Origin of the sequence: Gottfriedia luciferensis (assembly GCF_002156865.1) — a bacterium.
Lineage (GTDB): Bacteria > Bacillota > Bacilli > Bacillales > Bacillaceae_G > Gottfriedia > Gottfriedia luciferensis.
In genome coordinates this window covers 1-18,202 of sequence record NZ_NCTA01000003.1, presented here as the reverse complement: position 1 = coordinate 18,202, position 18,202 = coordinate 1, and the positions used below count along the sequence as shown (strand labels likewise).

The 18,202-nt window shown below is 36.2% G+C and carries 16 protein-coding genes; all 16 read left to right on the top strand.

Annotated elements, in window-relative coordinates; all coding sequences use genetic code 11:
* Positions 1-52 precede the first annotated feature (52 nt).
* The gene (gene ileS, locus B7R67_RS03710; RefSeq protein ID WP_088067687.1) at positions 53-2,809 is read left to right on the top strand and encodes an isoleucine--tRNA ligase; all 2,757 of its coding nucleotides are present in this window, start codon (positions 53-55) and stop codon (positions 2,807-2,809) included.
* A gap of 96 nt (positions 2,810-2,905) precedes the next feature.
* The gene (locus tag B7R67_RS03705) at positions 2,906-3,370 is read left to right on the top strand and encodes a DUF2269 family protein (RefSeq protein ID WP_088067685.1); all 465 of its coding nucleotides are present in this window, start codon (positions 2,906-2,908) and stop codon (positions 3,368-3,370) included.
* A gap of 247 nt (positions 3,371-3,617) precedes the next feature.
* Complete coding sequence (locus B7R67_RS03700; RefSeq protein WP_088067683.1) at positions 3,618-3,941, top strand: TraR/DksA family transcriptional regulator; 324 nt, start codon at positions 3,618-3,620, stop codon at positions 3,939-3,941.
* Between the two features lie 71 nt (positions 3,942-4,012).
* A complete protein-coding gene (gene lspA, locus B7R67_RS03695) occupies positions 4,013-4,471 on the top strand; it encodes a signal peptidase II (RefSeq protein WP_088067681.1) in 459 nt (152 codons plus the stop codon).
* Entirely contained in the window at positions 4,468-5,376 is a 909-nt protein-coding gene (locus B7R67_RS03690) for an RluA family pseudouridine synthase (protein WP_088067679.1), read from the top strand. The genes lspA and B7R67_RS03690 overlap by 4 nt, the downstream gene beginning before the upstream one ends.
* A 186-nt stretch (positions 5,377-5,562) precedes the next feature.
* Positions 5,563-6,105 carry a bifunctional pyr operon transcriptional regulator/uracil phosphoribosyltransferase PyrR gene (pyrR, locus tag B7R67_RS03685; RefSeq protein WP_088067676.1) on the top strand — a complete coding sequence of 181 codons (543 nt, stop codon included), beginning with the start codon at positions 5,563-5,565 and terminating at the stop codon, positions 6,103-6,105.
* A 137-nt stretch (positions 6,106-6,242) separates the two neighbouring features.
* On the top strand, positions 6,243-7,538 hold the full coding sequence (locus B7R67_RS03680; RefSeq protein ID WP_142289516.1) for a solute carrier family 23 protein: 1,296 nt from the start codon (positions 6,243-6,245) through the stop codon (positions 7,536-7,538).
* A 77-nt stretch (positions 7,539-7,615) separates the two neighbouring features.
* Positions 7,616-8,527 (top strand): aspartate carbamoyltransferase catalytic subunit, encoded by a 912-nt coding sequence (locus B7R67_RS03675; protein WP_088067672.1) that lies wholly within the window; start codon positions 7,616-7,618, stop codon positions 8,525-8,527.
* Positions 8,511-9,797 carry a dihydroorotase gene (locus B7R67_RS03670; RefSeq protein WP_088067670.1) on the top strand — a complete coding sequence of 429 codons (1,287 nt, stop codon included), beginning with the start codon at positions 8,511-8,513 and terminating at the stop codon, positions 9,795-9,797. The genes B7R67_RS03675 and B7R67_RS03670 overlap by 17 nt, the downstream gene beginning before the upstream one ends.
* Positions 9,794-10,894 (top strand): carbamoyl phosphate synthase small subunit, encoded by a 1,101-nt coding sequence (locus B7R67_RS03665; RefSeq protein WP_088067668.1) that lies wholly within the window; start codon positions 9,794-9,796, stop codon positions 10,892-10,894. The genes B7R67_RS03670 and B7R67_RS03665 overlap by 4 nt, the downstream gene beginning before the upstream one ends.
* Positions 10,879-14,091 (top strand): carbamoyl-phosphate synthase large subunit, encoded by a 3,213-nt coding sequence (gene carB / locus B7R67_RS03660; protein ID WP_088067666.1) that lies wholly within the window; start codon positions 10,879-10,881, stop codon positions 14,089-14,091. Before B7R67_RS03665 ends, carB begins: the two co-directional genes overlap by 16 nt.
* Positions 14,088-14,858, top strand: a complete 771-nt coding sequence (locus tag B7R67_RS03655) for a dihydroorotate dehydrogenase electron transfer subunit (protein ID WP_088067664.1) — start codon at positions 14,088-14,090, stop codon at positions 14,856-14,858. Before carB ends, B7R67_RS03655 begins: the two co-directional genes overlap by 4 nt.
* A complete protein-coding gene (locus B7R67_RS03650) occupies positions 14,855-15,796 on the top strand; it encodes a dihydroorotate dehydrogenase (RefSeq protein ID WP_088067662.1) in 942 nt (313 codons plus the stop codon). The genes B7R67_RS03655 and B7R67_RS03650 overlap by 4 nt, the downstream gene beginning before the upstream one ends.
* Positions 15,768-16,481 (top strand): orotidine-5'-phosphate decarboxylase, encoded by a 714-nt coding sequence (gene pyrF, locus B7R67_RS03645; RefSeq protein WP_088067660.1) that lies wholly within the window; start codon positions 15,768-15,770, stop codon positions 16,479-16,481. The genes B7R67_RS03650 and pyrF overlap by 29 nt, the downstream gene beginning before the upstream one ends.
* Positions 16,478-17,116: an orotate phosphoribosyltransferase gene (gene pyrE / locus B7R67_RS03640; RefSeq protein ID WP_088067658.1), complete on the top strand. Its 639-nt coding sequence runs from the start codon at positions 16,478-16,480 to the stop codon at positions 17,114-17,116. Before pyrF ends, pyrE begins: the two co-directional genes overlap by 4 nt.
* 390 nt (positions 17,117-17,506) lie before the next feature.
* Positions 17,507-18,043 carry a DUF1572 family protein gene (locus B7R67_RS03635; RefSeq protein ID WP_088067656.1) on the top strand — a complete coding sequence of 179 codons (537 nt, stop codon included), beginning with the start codon at positions 17,507-17,509 and terminating at the stop codon, positions 18,041-18,043.
* The last annotated feature ends 159 nt before the right edge of the window (positions 18,044-18,202 follow it).

Below are 18,202 nucleotides of genomic sequence, written 5' to 3'. Positions count from 1 at the left end.
ATGTGGAAGCGACTGTATATTCTAAAATGTATCAAAATTGGAGGAAAGCAAAATGGAATACAAAGATACGTTACTAATGCCAAAAACTGAATTTCCTATGAGAGGAAATTTACCTCAACGTGAGCCTCAAATTCAAGAAGAATGGAACAAGAAAAATATTTATGCAACCGTCCAAAAACATAATGAAGGAAAACCGTCATTTATTTTACATGATGGACCACCTTATGCTAATGGTGATCTTCATATGGGTCATGCACTTAATAAAGTACTAAAGGATTTCATTGTACGTTTTTATAACATGAATGGATATCGTTCTCCTTATGTACCAGGTTGGGATACTCATGGCTTACCAATTGAACAAGCATTAGCAAATAAAAAAGTAAATCGAAAAGAAATGTCAGTTGCAGAATTCCGTAAACTATGTGAAGAATATGCTTATGAACAAGTAGAGCGTCAAAAAGAACAATTTAAACGTTTAGGAATTTTAGGTGATTGGGATCGCCCTTATATCACACTTGAAAAAGAATATGAAGCTGAACAAATTAAAGTATTTGGTAAAATGGCTACGAAAGGTTTAATCTACAAAGGACTTAAACCAGTTTATTGGTCTCCATCAAGTGAATCAGCATTAGCTGAAGCTGAAATTGAATATCAAGACAAACGTTCAGCATCAATTTATGTAGCATTTGCTGTTGAAAATGGAAACAATGTTTTAAATGGTGGCGAGAAATTCATCATTTGGACAACAACTCCTTGGACTATTCCAGCGAACTTAGCAGTATGTTTACATCCAGACTTAAGCTATGATGTAGTTTCTGTGAATGGGGAACAATTCGTAGTGGCAAGTGACTTAAGAGAGTCAGTTGCTAATGAATTAGGTTGGGAAAATGCAGTAGTTGAAAAAACATTTTATGGTTCTCAATTAGAAGGAATCATTTGTAAGCACCCACTTTATGATCGTAATTCAGTTGTAATTTTAGGTGATCATGTTACAACTGACGCTGGAACTGGTTGTGTTCACACTGCTCCTGGCCATGGTGAAGACGATTTCCGCGTAGGACAACAATATGGATTAGACGTACTTTGTCCAGTTGACGAGAAAGGTGTACTGACTAAAGAGGCTCCTGGCTTCGAAGGACTTTTCTACGAAGAAGCGAACAAAGAAATTACAAAAGCATTGGAAGAAAAAGGTGCTTTATTAAAACTACAATTTATTACACACTCATATCCACATGACTGGAGAACGAAGAAACCTATTATTTTCCGTGCTACTGCACAATGGTTCGCTTCAATTGAAGCAATTCGTGAGCAGCTTATGCAGGCTGTTCAAGATACAAAATGGTTCCCAGCATGGGGCGAAACTCGTCTATTTAACATGGTTCGTGATCGTGGAGATTGGTGTATTTCACGTCAACGTGTATGGGGAGTACCAATTCCTGTATTTTATGCAGAAGACGGTGAGGCAATTATTACAGAAGAAACAATTGAACATGTATCTAACTTATTTAAAGAACATGGATCAAACATTTGGTTTGAAAAAGAAGCGAAGGAACTATTACCTGAAGGATTTACACATCCAGGCTCACCGAATGGTAAATTTACAAAAGAAAAAGATATCATGGATGTTTGGTTCGATAGTGGTTCATCACATCAAGCTGTATTAACAACTCGTGAAGAATTATCTTTCCCGGCTGATATTTACCTAGAAGGTTCTGACCAATACCGTGGTTGGTTTAACTCTTCATTAAGTACAAGTGTAGCAGTAACTGGCCAAGCTCCATACAAAGCAGTAGTAAGTCATGGTTTCGTATTAGATGGAGAAGGTCGTAAGATGAGTAAATCAATCGGTAACATTGTCCTACCATCAAAAATTATGAATCAATACGGATCAGATATTTTACGTCTATGGGTAGCTTCAGTTGATTATCAATCAGATGTTCGTATTTCAGATGCATTAATGAAACAAGTTGCAGAAGTATACCGTAAGATTCGTAATACGTTCCGTTTCTTATTAGGTAACCTTGATGGCTTTAATGCAGCTCAAGATGCTTTAAAATATGATGAACTACGTGAACTAGATCAATATATGTTAGTTAAATTAAATAACGTTGTAAAAACTGTTCGTGAATCATATGAAAAATATGATTTTGCAAATGTATATCATACAATTCAAAATTTCTGTACGCAGGAATTAAGTTCATTCTATTTTGACTTATCAAAAGATGTTTTATATATTGAGCCAAAATCAAATAAAGATCGTTTAGCAATCCAAACTGTATTACATGAATCATTACAAGCACTTACACGTTTAGTTGCACCTATTTTACCTCATACAGCTGAGGAAGTATGGTCTCACATAGCGGATACATCAGTAGATAGCATCTTCTTAACTGAAATGCCTGATGTAAAAGATTTTGGAGATACTCAAAGCTTAGAGGCTAAATGGGAAAAATTCATGGATTTACGTGATGACGTATTAAAAGCACTTGAAGTTGCTCGAAATGAAAAAGTAATCGGTAAATCATTAACTGCAGCTGTTAAGATCTATCCTAATAATGAAGTAGCTGAGCTATTAAATTCAATTAATGAAGACTTTAAACAATTATTAATTGTCTCTCAAGTTGAAGTAGTGGGAAGTAATGAACAAGCACCAGAATCAGCACAAAAATTTGATTCTTTAAGTATCGAAGTAACTCCAGCTATCGGTGATACATGTGAACGTTGTTGGGTAGTTACAGAAGAAGTAGGAAAAGATGAAGAACATCCAACACTATGCTTACGTTGCGCTAGTGTTGTGAAAGAAATGTAATAAAGTATTATACCAAGAGTCGAAAGAGTTAACTTTCGGCTCTTTTTTTTATGATTTTTACATATATTTGAATGTTGAAAGGAAGGAGTTGGGCTGATGAAATTGTTAATTCTTATTCACGTGTTATCTTCAATCATAGGTGTTGGGCCGATCTTTTTTTGTCATGTGTTAACGCGATCAAATCAAACAGTAGAGGAATTAAGGTCAAGTTATCGGTACTTTAAGTATTTAGAACGATTCCCAAAAATCGGCGGAAGTATTGCTTTAATAAGTGGGATCGTGCTCTTTTTTTTAGGGAACTATGGTTCATTTACCCAACTCTGGCTCATTGGATCTTTAATTCTATATATACTGATTCAAATTGTAGTAATTGGCTTTATTACACCAAAACAAAATAGAATTTCAAAGTGGCTTTTTGATGAGAGGAATAAGGGTATTGAAATTTTGGATATGGAAATTTATATTGCCCAAAAACAAGTAAACAGATATTTTTATTTTGCTTCATTTATGGGTGTTCTATTATTTGTTTTTATGATTCTAAAGCCAATCGTATTTGATTAATTTAAAATAATGAAAATCATAGAAGCGCAGAACTTCTATGATTTTTTGTTTTGGTAAAAGAAGGAAGTGCAGGAAATTCTATGATTTAAAATGCTTTAAAGGTCTTAAAGATTCCATAACCCCTGCATTATCTATTGTCTATTATTATGAACTTTATCCATTTCCTTTAAAGGAAAAAGTTTCACCTATTATCGATTTCAATTTGAGGGAAAAGTATTTTTACACAAATGAATTGGGAGTGAAGAAGATGAGGAGCAATGAAATTTTCCATATTAAACAAGAGCTCGAAATGATAAAAAATGAATTGCTGTATCGTTTATTTTCTGAACCAATAAGTTCTTCAATGGTTGAACATCATTATTCAATATTTGAAGAAACAAATAAACACCAAACCCTCGTAGAAGACATGCAAAATGATTTATATGATATCGAGCTTGCTTTAGAAAAAATAAATAATGGTTTATATGGTTATTGTGAAATAACAGGTCAACCGATTCCAATTGAAAAACTCAAAGTACTTCCGACAGGTCGAACGATAGAGGATTTTAGTTTTGTAAGAAACCATTACTAATACTATTCATTGTATAAACGATTCCCCTATGCTAAAATTTTATGAGATATCTTATAAGGTAGGGGATAAATATGGCATATATTATTGCTTTAATTGTCATTTTAATTGATCAGCTTACAAAGTTGGCAGTTTTAAAGAAGATGTATTTAGGTGAAAATATTGAAATCATTAAAAATATTTTTTACATAACATCACATCGCAATAGAGGCGCAGCTTGGGGAATGCTTCAAGGTAAAATGGGATTCTTTTATTTAATTACATTTGTCTTTGTAGCAGCGGTAATTTACTTCATTCAAAAACACGCAAAAGGAGATCGATTACTAGGGCTATCACTAGGGTTAGTTTTAGGTGGTGCGATTGGTAATTTCATCGATCGATTTTTTAGAAAAGAAGTAGTTGATTTTATTCATGTTTATATTTTCAAATATGATTTCCCAGTATTTAATATAGCTGATTCAGCTCTATGTGTTGGGGTTGTTTTATTATTTATAATTACTTTAATGGAAGATAAAAGAGGAGTTAAGAAATGACAGTTTTTGCATTTACAGTTCAAGAAGAACAACATTTAGAAAGAATCGATACGTTTATCGCAGCTCAAAACGATGAGTGGTCAAGATCTCAAGTTCAAACTTGGTTAAAAGATGATCTTGTATTAGTGAACGGAGAAAAAATTAAACGTAATTATAAAGTAAAACAAGGCGATGAAATATCTGTTTCAGTACCTGAACCAAAGCCGTTAGAGGTTATAGCTGAAAATATTCCACTTGATGTATATTACGAAGATTCAGATGTAATTGTTGTTAACAAACCACGTGGAATGGTTGTACATCCTGCATTAGGTCATGAAACTGGTACTTTAGTTAATGCGCTAATGTATCATTGCAAAGATTTATCAGGTATTAATGGCGTTTTAAGACCTGGTATTGTACATCGAATTGATAAGGATACATCTGGCTTATTAATGGTTGCTAAAAATGATGTGGCTCATGAAAAGCTTGCAGAACAATTACGTGAAAAAACATCAGTCCGTAAATATATTGCGATTGTTCATGGCGTAATACCTCATGAAGAAGGTACAATTGATGCACCAATCGGTAGAGATAAAAGTGATCGTCAAAGCATGACAGTTACAGAAGAAAATAGTAAAGAAGCTGTAACCCATTTTAGAGTATTAGAACGTTTTGAAGAATTTACTTTAGTTGAATGTCAGCTAGAAACCGGACGTACGCACCAAATTCGTGTGCATATGAAATATATTGGCTATCCATTAGCAGGTGATCCAAAGTATGGTCCAAGAAAAACGTTAGACATTGATGGACAAGCACTTCACGCAGCTGTTTTAGGCTTTAATCACCCTAGAACGAACGAGTATTTAGAGTTTACTTCTCCAATTCCAGAAGTAATGGAAGATGTAATTGAACAATTAAGAAGATAACTGTTGACATTTATCGTGACATAAGTCATAATGAGGACAGTTGAATGAACCTTTAACACAACCCCGTGAGGTTGAGAAGGAAGCGGAAATATGAAAAGGGATAATTGTATCCTTTTGCGCTACCCTCTTGTCCATCGGGCAAGAGGGTTTTTTGCTTCTACAAAATAATAGTAGGAGGTAAGGGAAATGACTGAGAAAGCAATCATCTTAGACGAATTAGCAATTAGACGCGGACTTACGAGAATTGCACATGAAATGCTAGAAAATAACAAAGGCATTCAAGACATTGTTTTAATCGGTATTAAAACTAGAGGTGTTTACCTAGCAAAACGTATCGCGGAAAGAATTAAGCAAATTGAAGGTAAAGAAGTAATGATGGGTGACTTAGATATTACTCTTTATCGAGATGATTTAACAACTAAAACAGAAAACAAGGAACCGTTAGTAAAAGGTTCAAATGTTCCTGTTGACCTAACAAACAAAAAAGTAATATTAGTTGATGATGTGCTTTACACAGGTAGAACAGTTCGTGCCGCAATGGACGCTGTGATGGACCTTGGTAGACCTGCACAAATTCAATTAGCAGTATTAATCGATCGCGGACATCGTGAATTACCGATTAGAGCAGACTATGTTGGTAAAAATATTCCAACTTCAGGAAATGAAAAAGTAGTCGTAGCTTTAAAGGAAACGGATGACCATGATAAAGTAAGTATATTTGAAAATTAAAAGTCCCTTTTAAATGTGGTCCAGAGAGGCCGCCAAAGGGTCTAGTTAGTTGCAGCCTTCTTCCGTGCAACGTATTGGACTCTTTGTGTACAATCACAAAGAGTTTTTTTATTGAAAAAAATGGGGGTATCGTCATGATAAAACAAAAACCAGTTCTAGAGATAAATGAAAAACCTAGTGTGAGTCAATGGTTTTTCCTAAGTATACAGCACTTATTCGCAATGTTTGGAGCTACAGTGCTAGCGCCAATCTTAATCGGAATTAACCCCTCGATTGCACTGATATCAAGTGGGATTGGAACAATTGTATTCGTACTGATCACAAGAGGAAAAGTACCATCTTATCTAGGATCATCATTCGCATTCATCGCTCCGATGTTCTACGCTAAAACAAATCTCGGACCTGGTTCAGCTTTCGTAGGGGTTTTCATTACTGGAGTTGTTTACGCGATCATCGCACTTATCATAAATAAAGTCGGTGTAAATTGGTTGTTCAAAGTACTACCACCAATCGTAGTAGGACCAGTTATCATCGTAATCGGATTAAGCTTATCATCTGTTGCAGTAAGCATGGCAATGAATGGAGCGGACAAAAAATATAGCTCAACATCAATCACAATCGCACTAATCACATTGGCAATCACAATCATTACAGCGTTATTTACAAGAGGTTTCTTATCAGTCATACCAATCTTAGTAGGAATAATCGGTGGATACATTACTTCAATCTTATTTGGAGTAGTAGACTTCACAGGAATTGCTAAAGCTGATTGGCTAGCAATACCAGATTTCTCGGTACCATTTGTGAACTACACACCGCATATCACATTCCAATTACTTTTAATCTTCGTACCGGTAGCAATTGTAACGATTTCAGAGCACATCGGTCACCAAGTAGTACTTGGAAGTGTAGTAAATAAAGATTTAATCAAAGATCCTGGGTTAGACAGGTCATTATTCGGAGATGCAGTTTCAACAATGATTGCAGGTTTAATCGGCGGTCCAACAACAACAACTTACGGTGAAAACATCGGGGTTCTAGCAATCACAAGAGCTTACAGCGTCTACTTATTCATAGGCGCAGCAATCTTCGCGATGATCTTCGGATTCGTCGGAAAAATTTCAGCGATCATTAGCTCAATTCCAACACCAGTTATGGGTGGTATCTCAATCCTACTATTCGGAATCATCGCATCAAGCGGATTACGAGTTCTAGTAGAAAATAAAATTGATTTTTCTAAGCAGCGTAACTTAGTAATCGCATCAGTAATCTTAGTACTAGGAATTGGTGGAGCTGCAATTCATATCGGTAAACAATTCGCACTAGAAGGAATGGCTTTATCAGCACTAATCGGAGTAGTACTAAATTTAGTCCTACCAGAAAAAATTGGTGGCGATCGAAATATCCAAGAGGAAAATGAAGTATCACTATAAACAATAAATATGGAGCACCAAAAACTTGAGTGCTCCAAAAATAAAATACGAATGAAATTCATTTAGGGGGATGACGGATGAATCATTTATTAACCTTGTCTGATTTAACAAACGATGAAATTCAAGATTTGCTTAAGCAAGCACAAAGCTTTGCGAATGGAGAAACAACTAGCCTGAAACGTCAGACATTTGTAGCAAATTTGTTTTTTGAGAATAGTACGAGAACTCGCTTCAGTTTTGAAGTAGCCCAAAAGAAACTTGGACTTGATGTGATTAACTTAGCTGTGGAAAGCTCAAGTATTCAAAAAGGTGAGACTTTGTATGACACTGTTAAAACACTTCAAGCAATTGGAGTAGAAGCAGTAGTAATCCGTCATACAGAAGACGAATATTTTCAAGAAATTAAAGATGCGGGAATGCCAATCCTGAATGCCGGTGATGGATGTGGAAATCATCCAACACAATGTCTACTAGATCTACTGACGATCAAACAAGAATTTGGTCGATTTGACGGATTAAAAGTAGCAATTGTGGGTGACTTAAGACATTCGAGAGTTGCTCGCTCAAATGCTGAAGCACTAACTAGATTAGGTGCACAAGTATACTTCGCAAGCCCAGATGAATGGAAAGACGAAAAAAATTCATACGGAACATATAAAAACTTAGATGAACTAGTTGAAGAAGTTGATGTCTTAATGCTTCTAAGAGTACAGCATGAAAGACATGACTCTGAAACAAATCATATTATGGAAAATTACTTACAAAAGCATGGCCTAACGGTTGAAAGAGAAGCAAAAATGAAACCTAATAGCATCATCATGCACCCAGCACCATTTAATAGAGATGTTGAAATCGCCAGCGAGTTAGTAGAATGTGAACGTTCAAGAATCTTTAAGCAAATGGAAAATGGGGTCTATGTTCGAATGGCTGTATTAAAAAGAGCCTTATCAACTGTATGGGGAGAGATGAAAAATGAAGTACTTGTTTAAAAACGGTGTCATCTTACAAGAAAATGGTGAACTTCTAAAACGTGACGTATTAGTAGCAAATGGAAAAATCTCAGTCATTGCTGAAACGATCATTGATGAAGACGCAGAACAGATTGAATTAGATGGTAAATTACTATCACCAGGATTAATAGATGTTCATGTGCACCTTCGTGAGCCAGGTGGTGAACATAAGGAGACAATCGAAACAGGTACGAAAGCAGCAGCAAGAGGTGGGTTTACATCGATTGCAGCAATGCCAAACACTCGTCCAGTACCAGATACAATCGAGCACTTAACAGCATTAAACAAAAAAATAGAAGAAACAGCGGTTGTAAATGTATTACCATATGCATCAATTACAATTCGACAAGCTGGAGAAGAGCAAACAGACTTTGAAGGCTTAAAAGAAAACGGAGCTTTCGCATTCACTGATGATGGTGTAGGAGTTCAATCAGCAGAAATGATGTACAAAGCAATGCAAAAAGCTGCTGAACTAAATGTATCAATCGTTGCACACTGTGAAGAAAACACACTTATTCAAAAAGGTTGTGTTCACGAAGGAAAGTTTTCAAAAGAAAATGGTTTAAACGGAATACCTTCTATTTGTGAAAGTGTACAAATTGCTCGAGATGTTCTTCTTGCTGAAGCAACAGGATGCCACTACCATGTATGCCATATCAGTACAAAAGAATCAGTAAGAGTTGTACGGGATGCAAAACGAGCTGGAATAAATGTTACTGCGGAGGTTTCTCCACACCATTTAATTCTTTGTGAAGATGATATTCCAGGATTGGATACAAATTTCAAAATGAATCCACCATTACGAAGTGCAATCGATAGAGAAGCATTAATTGAAGGATTACTTGATGGAACAATCGATATGATTGCGACAGATCATGCACCTCATACAGCAGAAGAAAAAGCTCAAGGGATGCAACTTGCACCGTTTGGAATTGTCGGTTTAGAAACAGCCTTTCCATTACTAAACACACACTTTGTTGAAACAGGAAAAATGACTTTACAGCAATTAATAAACTTTTTAACGACTAAGCCTGCTGAAGTTTTTAACCTAAATAAAGGGAAAATTGAAGTTGGAGCGATCGCGGATTTAACAGTAATCGACTTAGACTTAGTTGAGGAAATTGATTCAGCAACATTCCTATCAAAAGGTAAAAACACACCATTTAATGGCTGGAAATGTAAAGGTTGGCCAGTAATGACGATGGTAAATGGCAAATTAGTATATGAAAGAGAGGAACTAACAGTATGATGCGTCAATTAATATTAGAAGACGGAACAGTTTTTGTAGGAGAAGGATTTGGTAGCGAAGTTGAAACAACAGGAGAAATCGTTTTTACAACAGGTATGACAGGATATCAAGAGGTATTAACTGACCCATCTTACTGTGGACAAATCGTAACGTTTACTTACCCTTTAGTAGGTAACTACGGTATCAATTTAGAGGATTTTGAAAGCATCGTTCCAGCGGTACACGGTTTAATCGTAAAGGAATATGCAGAGCATCCATCAAATTTCCGAAATAAAATGAGCTTGGATCAATATTGTAAAGATAAAGGAATCCCAGGTTTAGCAGGGATCGATACACGTATGTTAACTAAAAAACTACGTGAAGTTGGAACGATGAAAGGGAAGTTCTGCAGCATGGAAGCAAATGTTGACGAAGTAGTTGCAGAATTAACAAACACACCATTTTTCACAAACCATGTAGAGCGAGTTTCAACACAAAAACCTTATAGAAGTCCAGGTAGAGGACACCGAGTAGTATTAGTAGATTTCGGTATGAAACACGGTATTTTAAGAGAATTAACAAACCGTAAATGTGACGTTACAGTAGTACCTTACAATATCTCAGCAAAAGAAATTTTCTTACTAGCTCCAGATGGAATTATGCTAAGTAACGGACCTGGAGATCCAAAAGATGTTCCAGTAGCAATCGAAATGATTAAAGAAGTAGTAGGCAAAGTACCATTATTCGGAATTTGCTTAGGTCACCAATTATTTGCTCTAGCAAACGGTGGAAATACTTCAAAACTAAAATTCGGACATCGTGGTGCGAATCATCCAGTTAAACACTTAGAAACAGGTAAAGTAGCCATTACTTCTCAAAACCACGGTTATGCAGTAGAAATGGATTCAATTGAAGGAACTGAATTAGAAGTAACACATGTTGCACTAAATGATGGAACAGTAGAAGGACTTAAACATAAAACGTACCCAGCATTTACAGTACAATATCACCCAGAAGCATCACCAGGACCAGAAGATGCAAACTACTTATTTGACGAATTTATTAACATGATGGAAGCACAGAAAAGAGAGGGGAACTTACAATGCCAAAACGCGTAGACATTAAATCAATCTTAGTAATCGGATCAGGACCAATCATTATCGGTCAAGCAGCAGAATTTGACTATGCTGGAACACAAGCTTGTCAGGCATTGAAAGAAGAAGGTTACAAAGTAATTCTTGTAAACTCAAACCCTGCAACAATTATGACGGATGTACAAACAGCAGATAAAGTATACATCGAACCACTAACAGTAGATTTCGTTAGCAGAATCATTCGTAAAGAACGCCCAGATGCACTTTTACCAACATTAGGAGGTCAAACAGGACTTAACTTAGCGGTAGAATTAGATAAATCAGGCGTGTTAAAAGAGTGTGGAGTAAAAATCTTAGGAACGACTCTTGAAGCGATTAACCGAGCAGAAGACCGTGACTTATTCAGAACATTAATGAACGACTTAAATGAGCCAGTACCAGAAAGTACAATCATCCATACATTAGAAGAAGCATATGACTTCGTAGAACAAATTGGCTATCCAATCATCGTAAGACCTGCCTTTACTTTAGGAGGAACAGGCGGAGGAATTTGTAACGATGAAGAAGAACTAAAAGAAATCGTAGCAAGTGGATTAAAAAATAGCCCAGTAACACAATGTTTATTAGAGAAAAGTATCGCTGGTTTTAAAGAAATTGAGTATGAAGTAATGCGTGATGCAAGTGACCATGCGATTGTAGTATGTAATATGGAAAACATTGACCCTGTAGGTGTTCATACTGGAGATTCAATCGTAGTAGCTCCATCTCAAACATTAAGTGATCGCGAATATCAAATGTTACGGAATGTTTCACTAAAAATCATTCGCTCTTTAGGAATAGAAGGTGGATGTAACGTACAGCTTGCAATTGATCCACATAGCTTCCAATACTATGTAATCGAAGTTAATCCACGTGTATCACGTTCAAGTGCCTTAGCATCAAAAGCGACAGGATATCCGATTGCGAAATTAGCAGCAAAAATCGCAGTAGGCTTAACACTAGATGAAATGATCAACCCAGTTACAAAGAAAACATACGCTTGCTTCGAGCCAGCATTAGACTATATCGTTTCAAAAATTCCACGCTGGCCATTTGATAAGTTCGAAACTGCAAACCGCAAACTAGGAACTCAAATGAAAGCAACTGGAGAAGTAATGGCGATCGGTAGAACACTTGAAGAGTCATTATTAAAGGCAGTACGTTCGCTAGAATTAGGTGTAAATCACATCGAACTTAACGCAGTAAAAGAACTTTCTAAAGAAGAAATGATTAATCGTATGGCAAAAGCGGATGATGAAAGACTTTACATCGTTGCTGAAGCAATGAGAACGGGTATGACGCTAGAAGAAATACATGAAATAACAAAAATCGATTTCTTCTTCCTACACAAAATCGAAAACATCATCAAAATGGAACAAGTAATTAACGAAAACCACTTTGATTTAGAAATACTTTTAAAAGCTAAGAAAATGGGCTTCAGTGATGAGTACATCGCAAGTAAATGGAACGCTACAAATAAAGAAATATACGAGTTTAGAAAACAAAATCAAATCATACCAGTATACAAAATGGTAGATACATGTTCAGCAGAGTTTGAATCGACAACTCCTTACTTCTACGGAACATATGAAATCGAAAATGAATCAATCGTAACTGATAAAAAGAGTGTAGTAGTACTTGGTTCAGGTCCAATCCGAATTGGTCAAGGTATTGAGTTTGACTACGCTACAGTACACTGTGTAAGAGCAATTAAAGAAGCTGGATATGAAGCAATTATTATAAATAACAACCCTGAAACAGTATCAACAGACTTCAGTATCTCAGATAAACTTTACTTCGAACCATTAACAATTGAAGACGTAATGCACATTATCGATTTAGAAAAACCAATGGGTGTAGTCGTTCAATTCGGTGGCCAAACAGCAATTAACCTAGCAGGTAAATTAGTAGAACGTGGCGTGAAAATTCTTGGAACTTCACTTGAAGATTTAGATCGTGCCGAAGACCGTGATAAGTTTGAAGAAGCACTTCAAAAATTAGGAGTACCTCAACCGCTTGGTAAGACAGCGATGACAGCGGAAGAAGCAGCAGCGATTGCTGATGAAATTGGATACCCAGTACTAGTAAGACCATCATATGTACTAGGTGGACGTGCTATGGAGATTGTATATCACCGTGAAGAAATTCTTCACTACATGAATAATGCAGTAAAAATTAATCCAGAACACCCAGTACTTATCGATCGTTACTTAACTGGTAAAGAAATCGAAGTTGATGCAATCTCAGACGGAATCGATGTATACATCCCAGGTATCATGGAGCACATCGAACGAGCAGGCGTACACTCAGGTGACTCAATCGCAGTTTACCCAACTCAAAATGTATCAGCGGCTGCTAAAGAAAAGCTTATTGATTACACAATCAAGCTTGCAAAAGGCTTAAACATCAAAGGTTTACTAAACATCCAGTTTGTTGTAACTGATAAAGATGAAGTATTCGTACTAGAAGTTAACCCAAGATCAAGTCGTACAGTACCATTCTTAAGTAAAATTACGAATGTACCAATGGCGAACATTGCGACGAAAGTAATTCTTGGTCAAACATTAGCATCATTCGGATATGCAACAGGCTACCATCCAGAAGGTGATGAAGTTTATGTAAAAGCACCAGTGTTCTCATTCGCTAAACTGCGCTCAGTAGATATAACATTAGGCCCTGAAATGAAATCAACTGGAGAAGTAATGGGTAAAGATGTGAGTCTTCAAAAAGCATTATACAAAGCGCTTGTAGCTGCTGGAATGCAAATCCCAACTCACGGATCAGTTATCATCACAGTAGCTGATAAAGATAAAGAAGAAGTAGTAAATATCGCAAAACGCTTCCATGAAATCGGATTTACAGTATTCGGTACGGAAGGCACTAAAAATCATTTAGAAAACCATGGTGTACCAGTAAAAGCGGTAAATAAAATAAACGAGCATGAAGACAATATGCTAGATATGATTAAACGCGGAGATGCACAGTTTGTTATCAATACGCTAACAAAAGGTAAAAAACCGGCACGTGATGGTTTCCGAATTCGTCGTGAATCAGTTGAAAATGGAGTAGTTTGCTTAACTTCCCTAGATACTGCAACGGCAATCCTATCAGTAATTGAGAGCTTAACATTCTCGACTTCTGCACTAACAAACAAAGAAATGAAGGCTGGCGTTCTAGTATGATAAAAAAGGAACTCATGACAATTGTCTCAAACAGAGAAATTGCCCATCAAATTGTCGAAATGACATTAAAAGGTGAACTAGTTCAGGAGATGCAATCTCCTGGGCAGTTTGTCCATATAAAAGTGACTGGTGGACTAACACCACTATTAAGAAGACCAATCAGTATATGTCGCATCGACAAAGAGAAAAGTGAGTTCACGATGATTTTCCGCGCAGAAGGTGAAGGAACAAAGCTTTTAAAAGAAGCAAGCGTTGGACAACAGGTTGATGTACTAGGTCCTTTAGGTCAAGGTTATGATATTGAAGCTCTTTCAGAAGGTGATACTGCACTACTTGTTGGTGGTGGAATTGGAGTACCTCCAATGTATGAACTTTCAAAGCAATTTAAAGCTCGTGGAGTAAATGTAATCCATGTACTAGGGTTTGCATCAAGTAACGTAGCTTTTTATGAAAAAGAGTTTTCTGAATTAGGGCCAACTTACATGGCAACAGTTGATGGAACTTTAGGTACGAAAGGATTCGTAACGGATGTAATTCGTGATAAAGAGCTTCAATTTGATCAATATTTTGCTTGTGGTCCAACCGTGATGTTAAAAGCCTTACAACAGCAATATAAAGGTAAGAAGGATGGCTATATATCACTTGAAGAACGAATGGGCTGTGGAATCGGAGCTTGTTTCGCATGTGTATGCCATACAGAAGAAGGGTCGTATCGTAAAATTTGTAGCGATGGACCAGTATTCCAGGCTGAGGAGGTAGTACTATGATCTCATTACAAACAAAACTTCCTGGCTTAGATTTAAAAAATCCTATTATGCCAGCTTCAGGTTGCTTCGGATTTGGTAGAGAGTTTGCAAATCTTTACGACCTAAGTATCCTTGGAGCGATTATGATAAAAGCAACAACAGTTGAAACGAGATACGGAAATGAAACTCCTCGTGTAGCGGAAACGCAAGCTGGAATGTTAAATGCAATCGGACTTCAAAACCCAGGCTTAGAAAAAGTAATAAACGAAGAATTAAAATGGTTATCAAACTACGATGTACCAATTGTTGCAAATATCGCAGGGTCTACGATTGAAGACTATGTAAAGGTTGCAAAAGAAATTTCACAAGTAAGTAATGTAAAAGCATTAGAATTAAATATCTCTTGCCCAAATGTAAAATGTGGTGGAATTGCATTTGGTACTGACGCTGCTACTGCTGCTGAAGTAACCAAAAAGGTAAAAGAAGTAAGTGAAGTTCCTCTATATGTAAAATTATCTCCAAATGTAACAAACATTGTTGAAATTGCAAAGGCAATTGAAAATGCGGGTGCAGATGGATTAACAATGATTAACACATTATTAGGAATGAGATTAGATTTAAGAACAGGTAAACCAATTCTTGCTAATAAAACTGGTGGATTATCAGGTCCAGCAATTAAACCAGTAGCAATTCGAATGATTCATGATGTGAGTCAGGTAGTCAACATTCCAATTATCGGAATGGGTGGTGTAATGAATGCAGAAGATGCACTTGAGTTTTTCCTTGCAGGAGCAAGTGCAATCGGCGTAGGAACAGCAAACTTTGTTGATCCATTTGTATGTCCAACAATCATTGAGGAATTACCTGAAGTACTACACAAATATGGATATCAATCAATTGAAGAATGTATTGGAAGGAGCTGGAAACAACATGTCATCACAAGTGGTCATCGCGCTTGATTTTTCATCGAAAGACGAAGTAATGAATTTTGTAAAAAAATTTCATCAATCACTTTATGTAAAAGTAGGTATGGAGCTTTTTTACAAAGAGGGTCCAGCGATTATAAAGGAATTAAAAGAACTAGGACATCAAATTTTCTTAGACTTAAAGCTGCACGATATTCCGAATACAGTTAAACATGCAATGAAAAATATCGCATCATTAGAAGTAGATATGGTGAATGTTCATGCAGCTGGCGGATCAAAAATGATGAGAGCAGCATTAGAAGGACTAGAAGAAGGTACTCCAACTGGTAAAAAAAGACCATTACTAATTGCAGTAACACAGCTAACAAGTACTTCAGAAGAACAAGTAATGCGTGAACAAGGAATTGCATCATTAAATGATTCGATTAAACTATACGCTGCACTGACTGAAGAAAGCGGACTTGACGGTGTAGTTTGTTCTCCACTAGATGTAGAACTAGTTCAAGCATCAGTTGTAGGCGAGAACTTCTTAACGGTAACTCCTGGTATTCGTCTAGCAGATAATAGCGTAGATGATCAAGTACGTGTAACAACTCCAGAAAAAGCAAAACAACTTGGAAGTAGCTATATTGTAGTAGGACGCAGTATTACGAAAAGTGAAAATCCAGTAAAAGCATATGAAGAAATAATAGCACAATGGGAGGGCGTAACAATATGAAAAAGAATATCGCATCTAACTTATTAAGCATTGGGGCAGTCAGCCTTCAACCTGAAAATCCATTCACATGGGCTTCAGGGATCAAATCTCCAATCTATTGTGATAATCGCCTAACTCTTGGCTATCCAGAAATTCGTAAAAACATCGCAGCGGGCTTAGTAGAATTAATCCAAACGAAATTCGAAAACGTTGATGTAATCGCAGGAACTGCAACTGCTGGAATTCCTCATGCAGCATGGACTAGTGATTTAATGGAATTACCAATGGTATATGTACGTAGCTCTGCAAAAGGTCATGGAAAAGGCAATCAAATCGAAGGCCCAATCAAATCAGGACAAAAAGTAGTAGTTGTAGAAGACCTAATCTCAACAGGTGGAAGCGTAATTACATGTGTAGAAGCATTACGCGAAGCAGGATGTGAAGTTGTCGGTGTAGTTTCAATCTTCACATACAACCTACCAGCAGCAGTTGAAAAATTTGAATCAAATGATGTAACATACTACTCACTAACTGATTATGACACTTTAGTAGAAGTAGCAAAAGAACAAGGTTCAATTAAAGAAGAACATGTATCAAAATTAACTGCATGGAGTAAAAATCCACAAGATGCAAGTTGGATGACAGTTGAAGTTTAATACTTGAGAGATGACTTTTTAAGAGGTCATCTCTTTTTTTATTTTTTTGGTAGTACATTGCAATTACAAATTTGAAAACTTCAATTAAAAATGGGGTAGTGCAAATAAAAAATGGAAAACTGCAATTAAGATTGAGCAAACTGCAAATAAAAAACGGGAATCACAATTAAAAATGGCTAATCATAAATAAAAATAACAAAATAGCTAACTAAATACTAAATAACCCATTCAATAGCACAAAAATGAGCTGTCATAACGAATATCCTTACATCAAATAGATAAAATAGCGCTTTAAGAAAAACAAATCAAATTTGTTGATGTTTCAATTAATAAGTTTTTATACTATTCATATAATTAAAAATAAGTGTCTAATGAATTGGAGTGAGTAGTATGTCGATCGCAAAGCATTTTTTATCAAATAGTTTAAAAGAGTTCCATGGAATAAAAAGACTCGGTGATCGAGCGATGGCTCAATTGAATAATGAAGAGTTACATTGGCAGCCATCTACTGAATCAAACAGTATCGCTATCATCGTAAAACATCTAAGTGGGAACATGCTTTCTAGATGGACAGATTTTCTCACGACAGATGGTGAAAAACCATGGCGAAATCGTGACGTTGAATTTGAAGGAGATTATCAATCGAAAGATGATTTATTAGCCGATTGGAATAAAGGATGGAATGTTGTTTTTTCAACATTAGAGGGGTTAACTGAAAAGGATGTCTTAAAAACGATAACAATACGAGGAGAAGACCATTCAGTCATTGAAGCGATACATAGACAGATTAGTCATTATGGATATCATATTGGGCAAATCGTTTTTATTGCTAAGCAAGTTAAAAATACAGAGTTTGAGAGTTTAAGTATACCGAAAGGAAAATCACAACAATTTTTAGAACAAAAGTTGAATGAAGCAAAGCAGTAAACAACCAAAAAATCTACTGTCCACCAAACGCTCGCTTTCTTCGTTAGTTCACCTGCTGAGCGGTGCTCATTACAGCCTAAAGGTAACTCTGCTCCTCGAAAGACAAGCGTTTTCAATCAGTCTGAAAATCAGATAAATAGGACTTTGTCTACACACTGA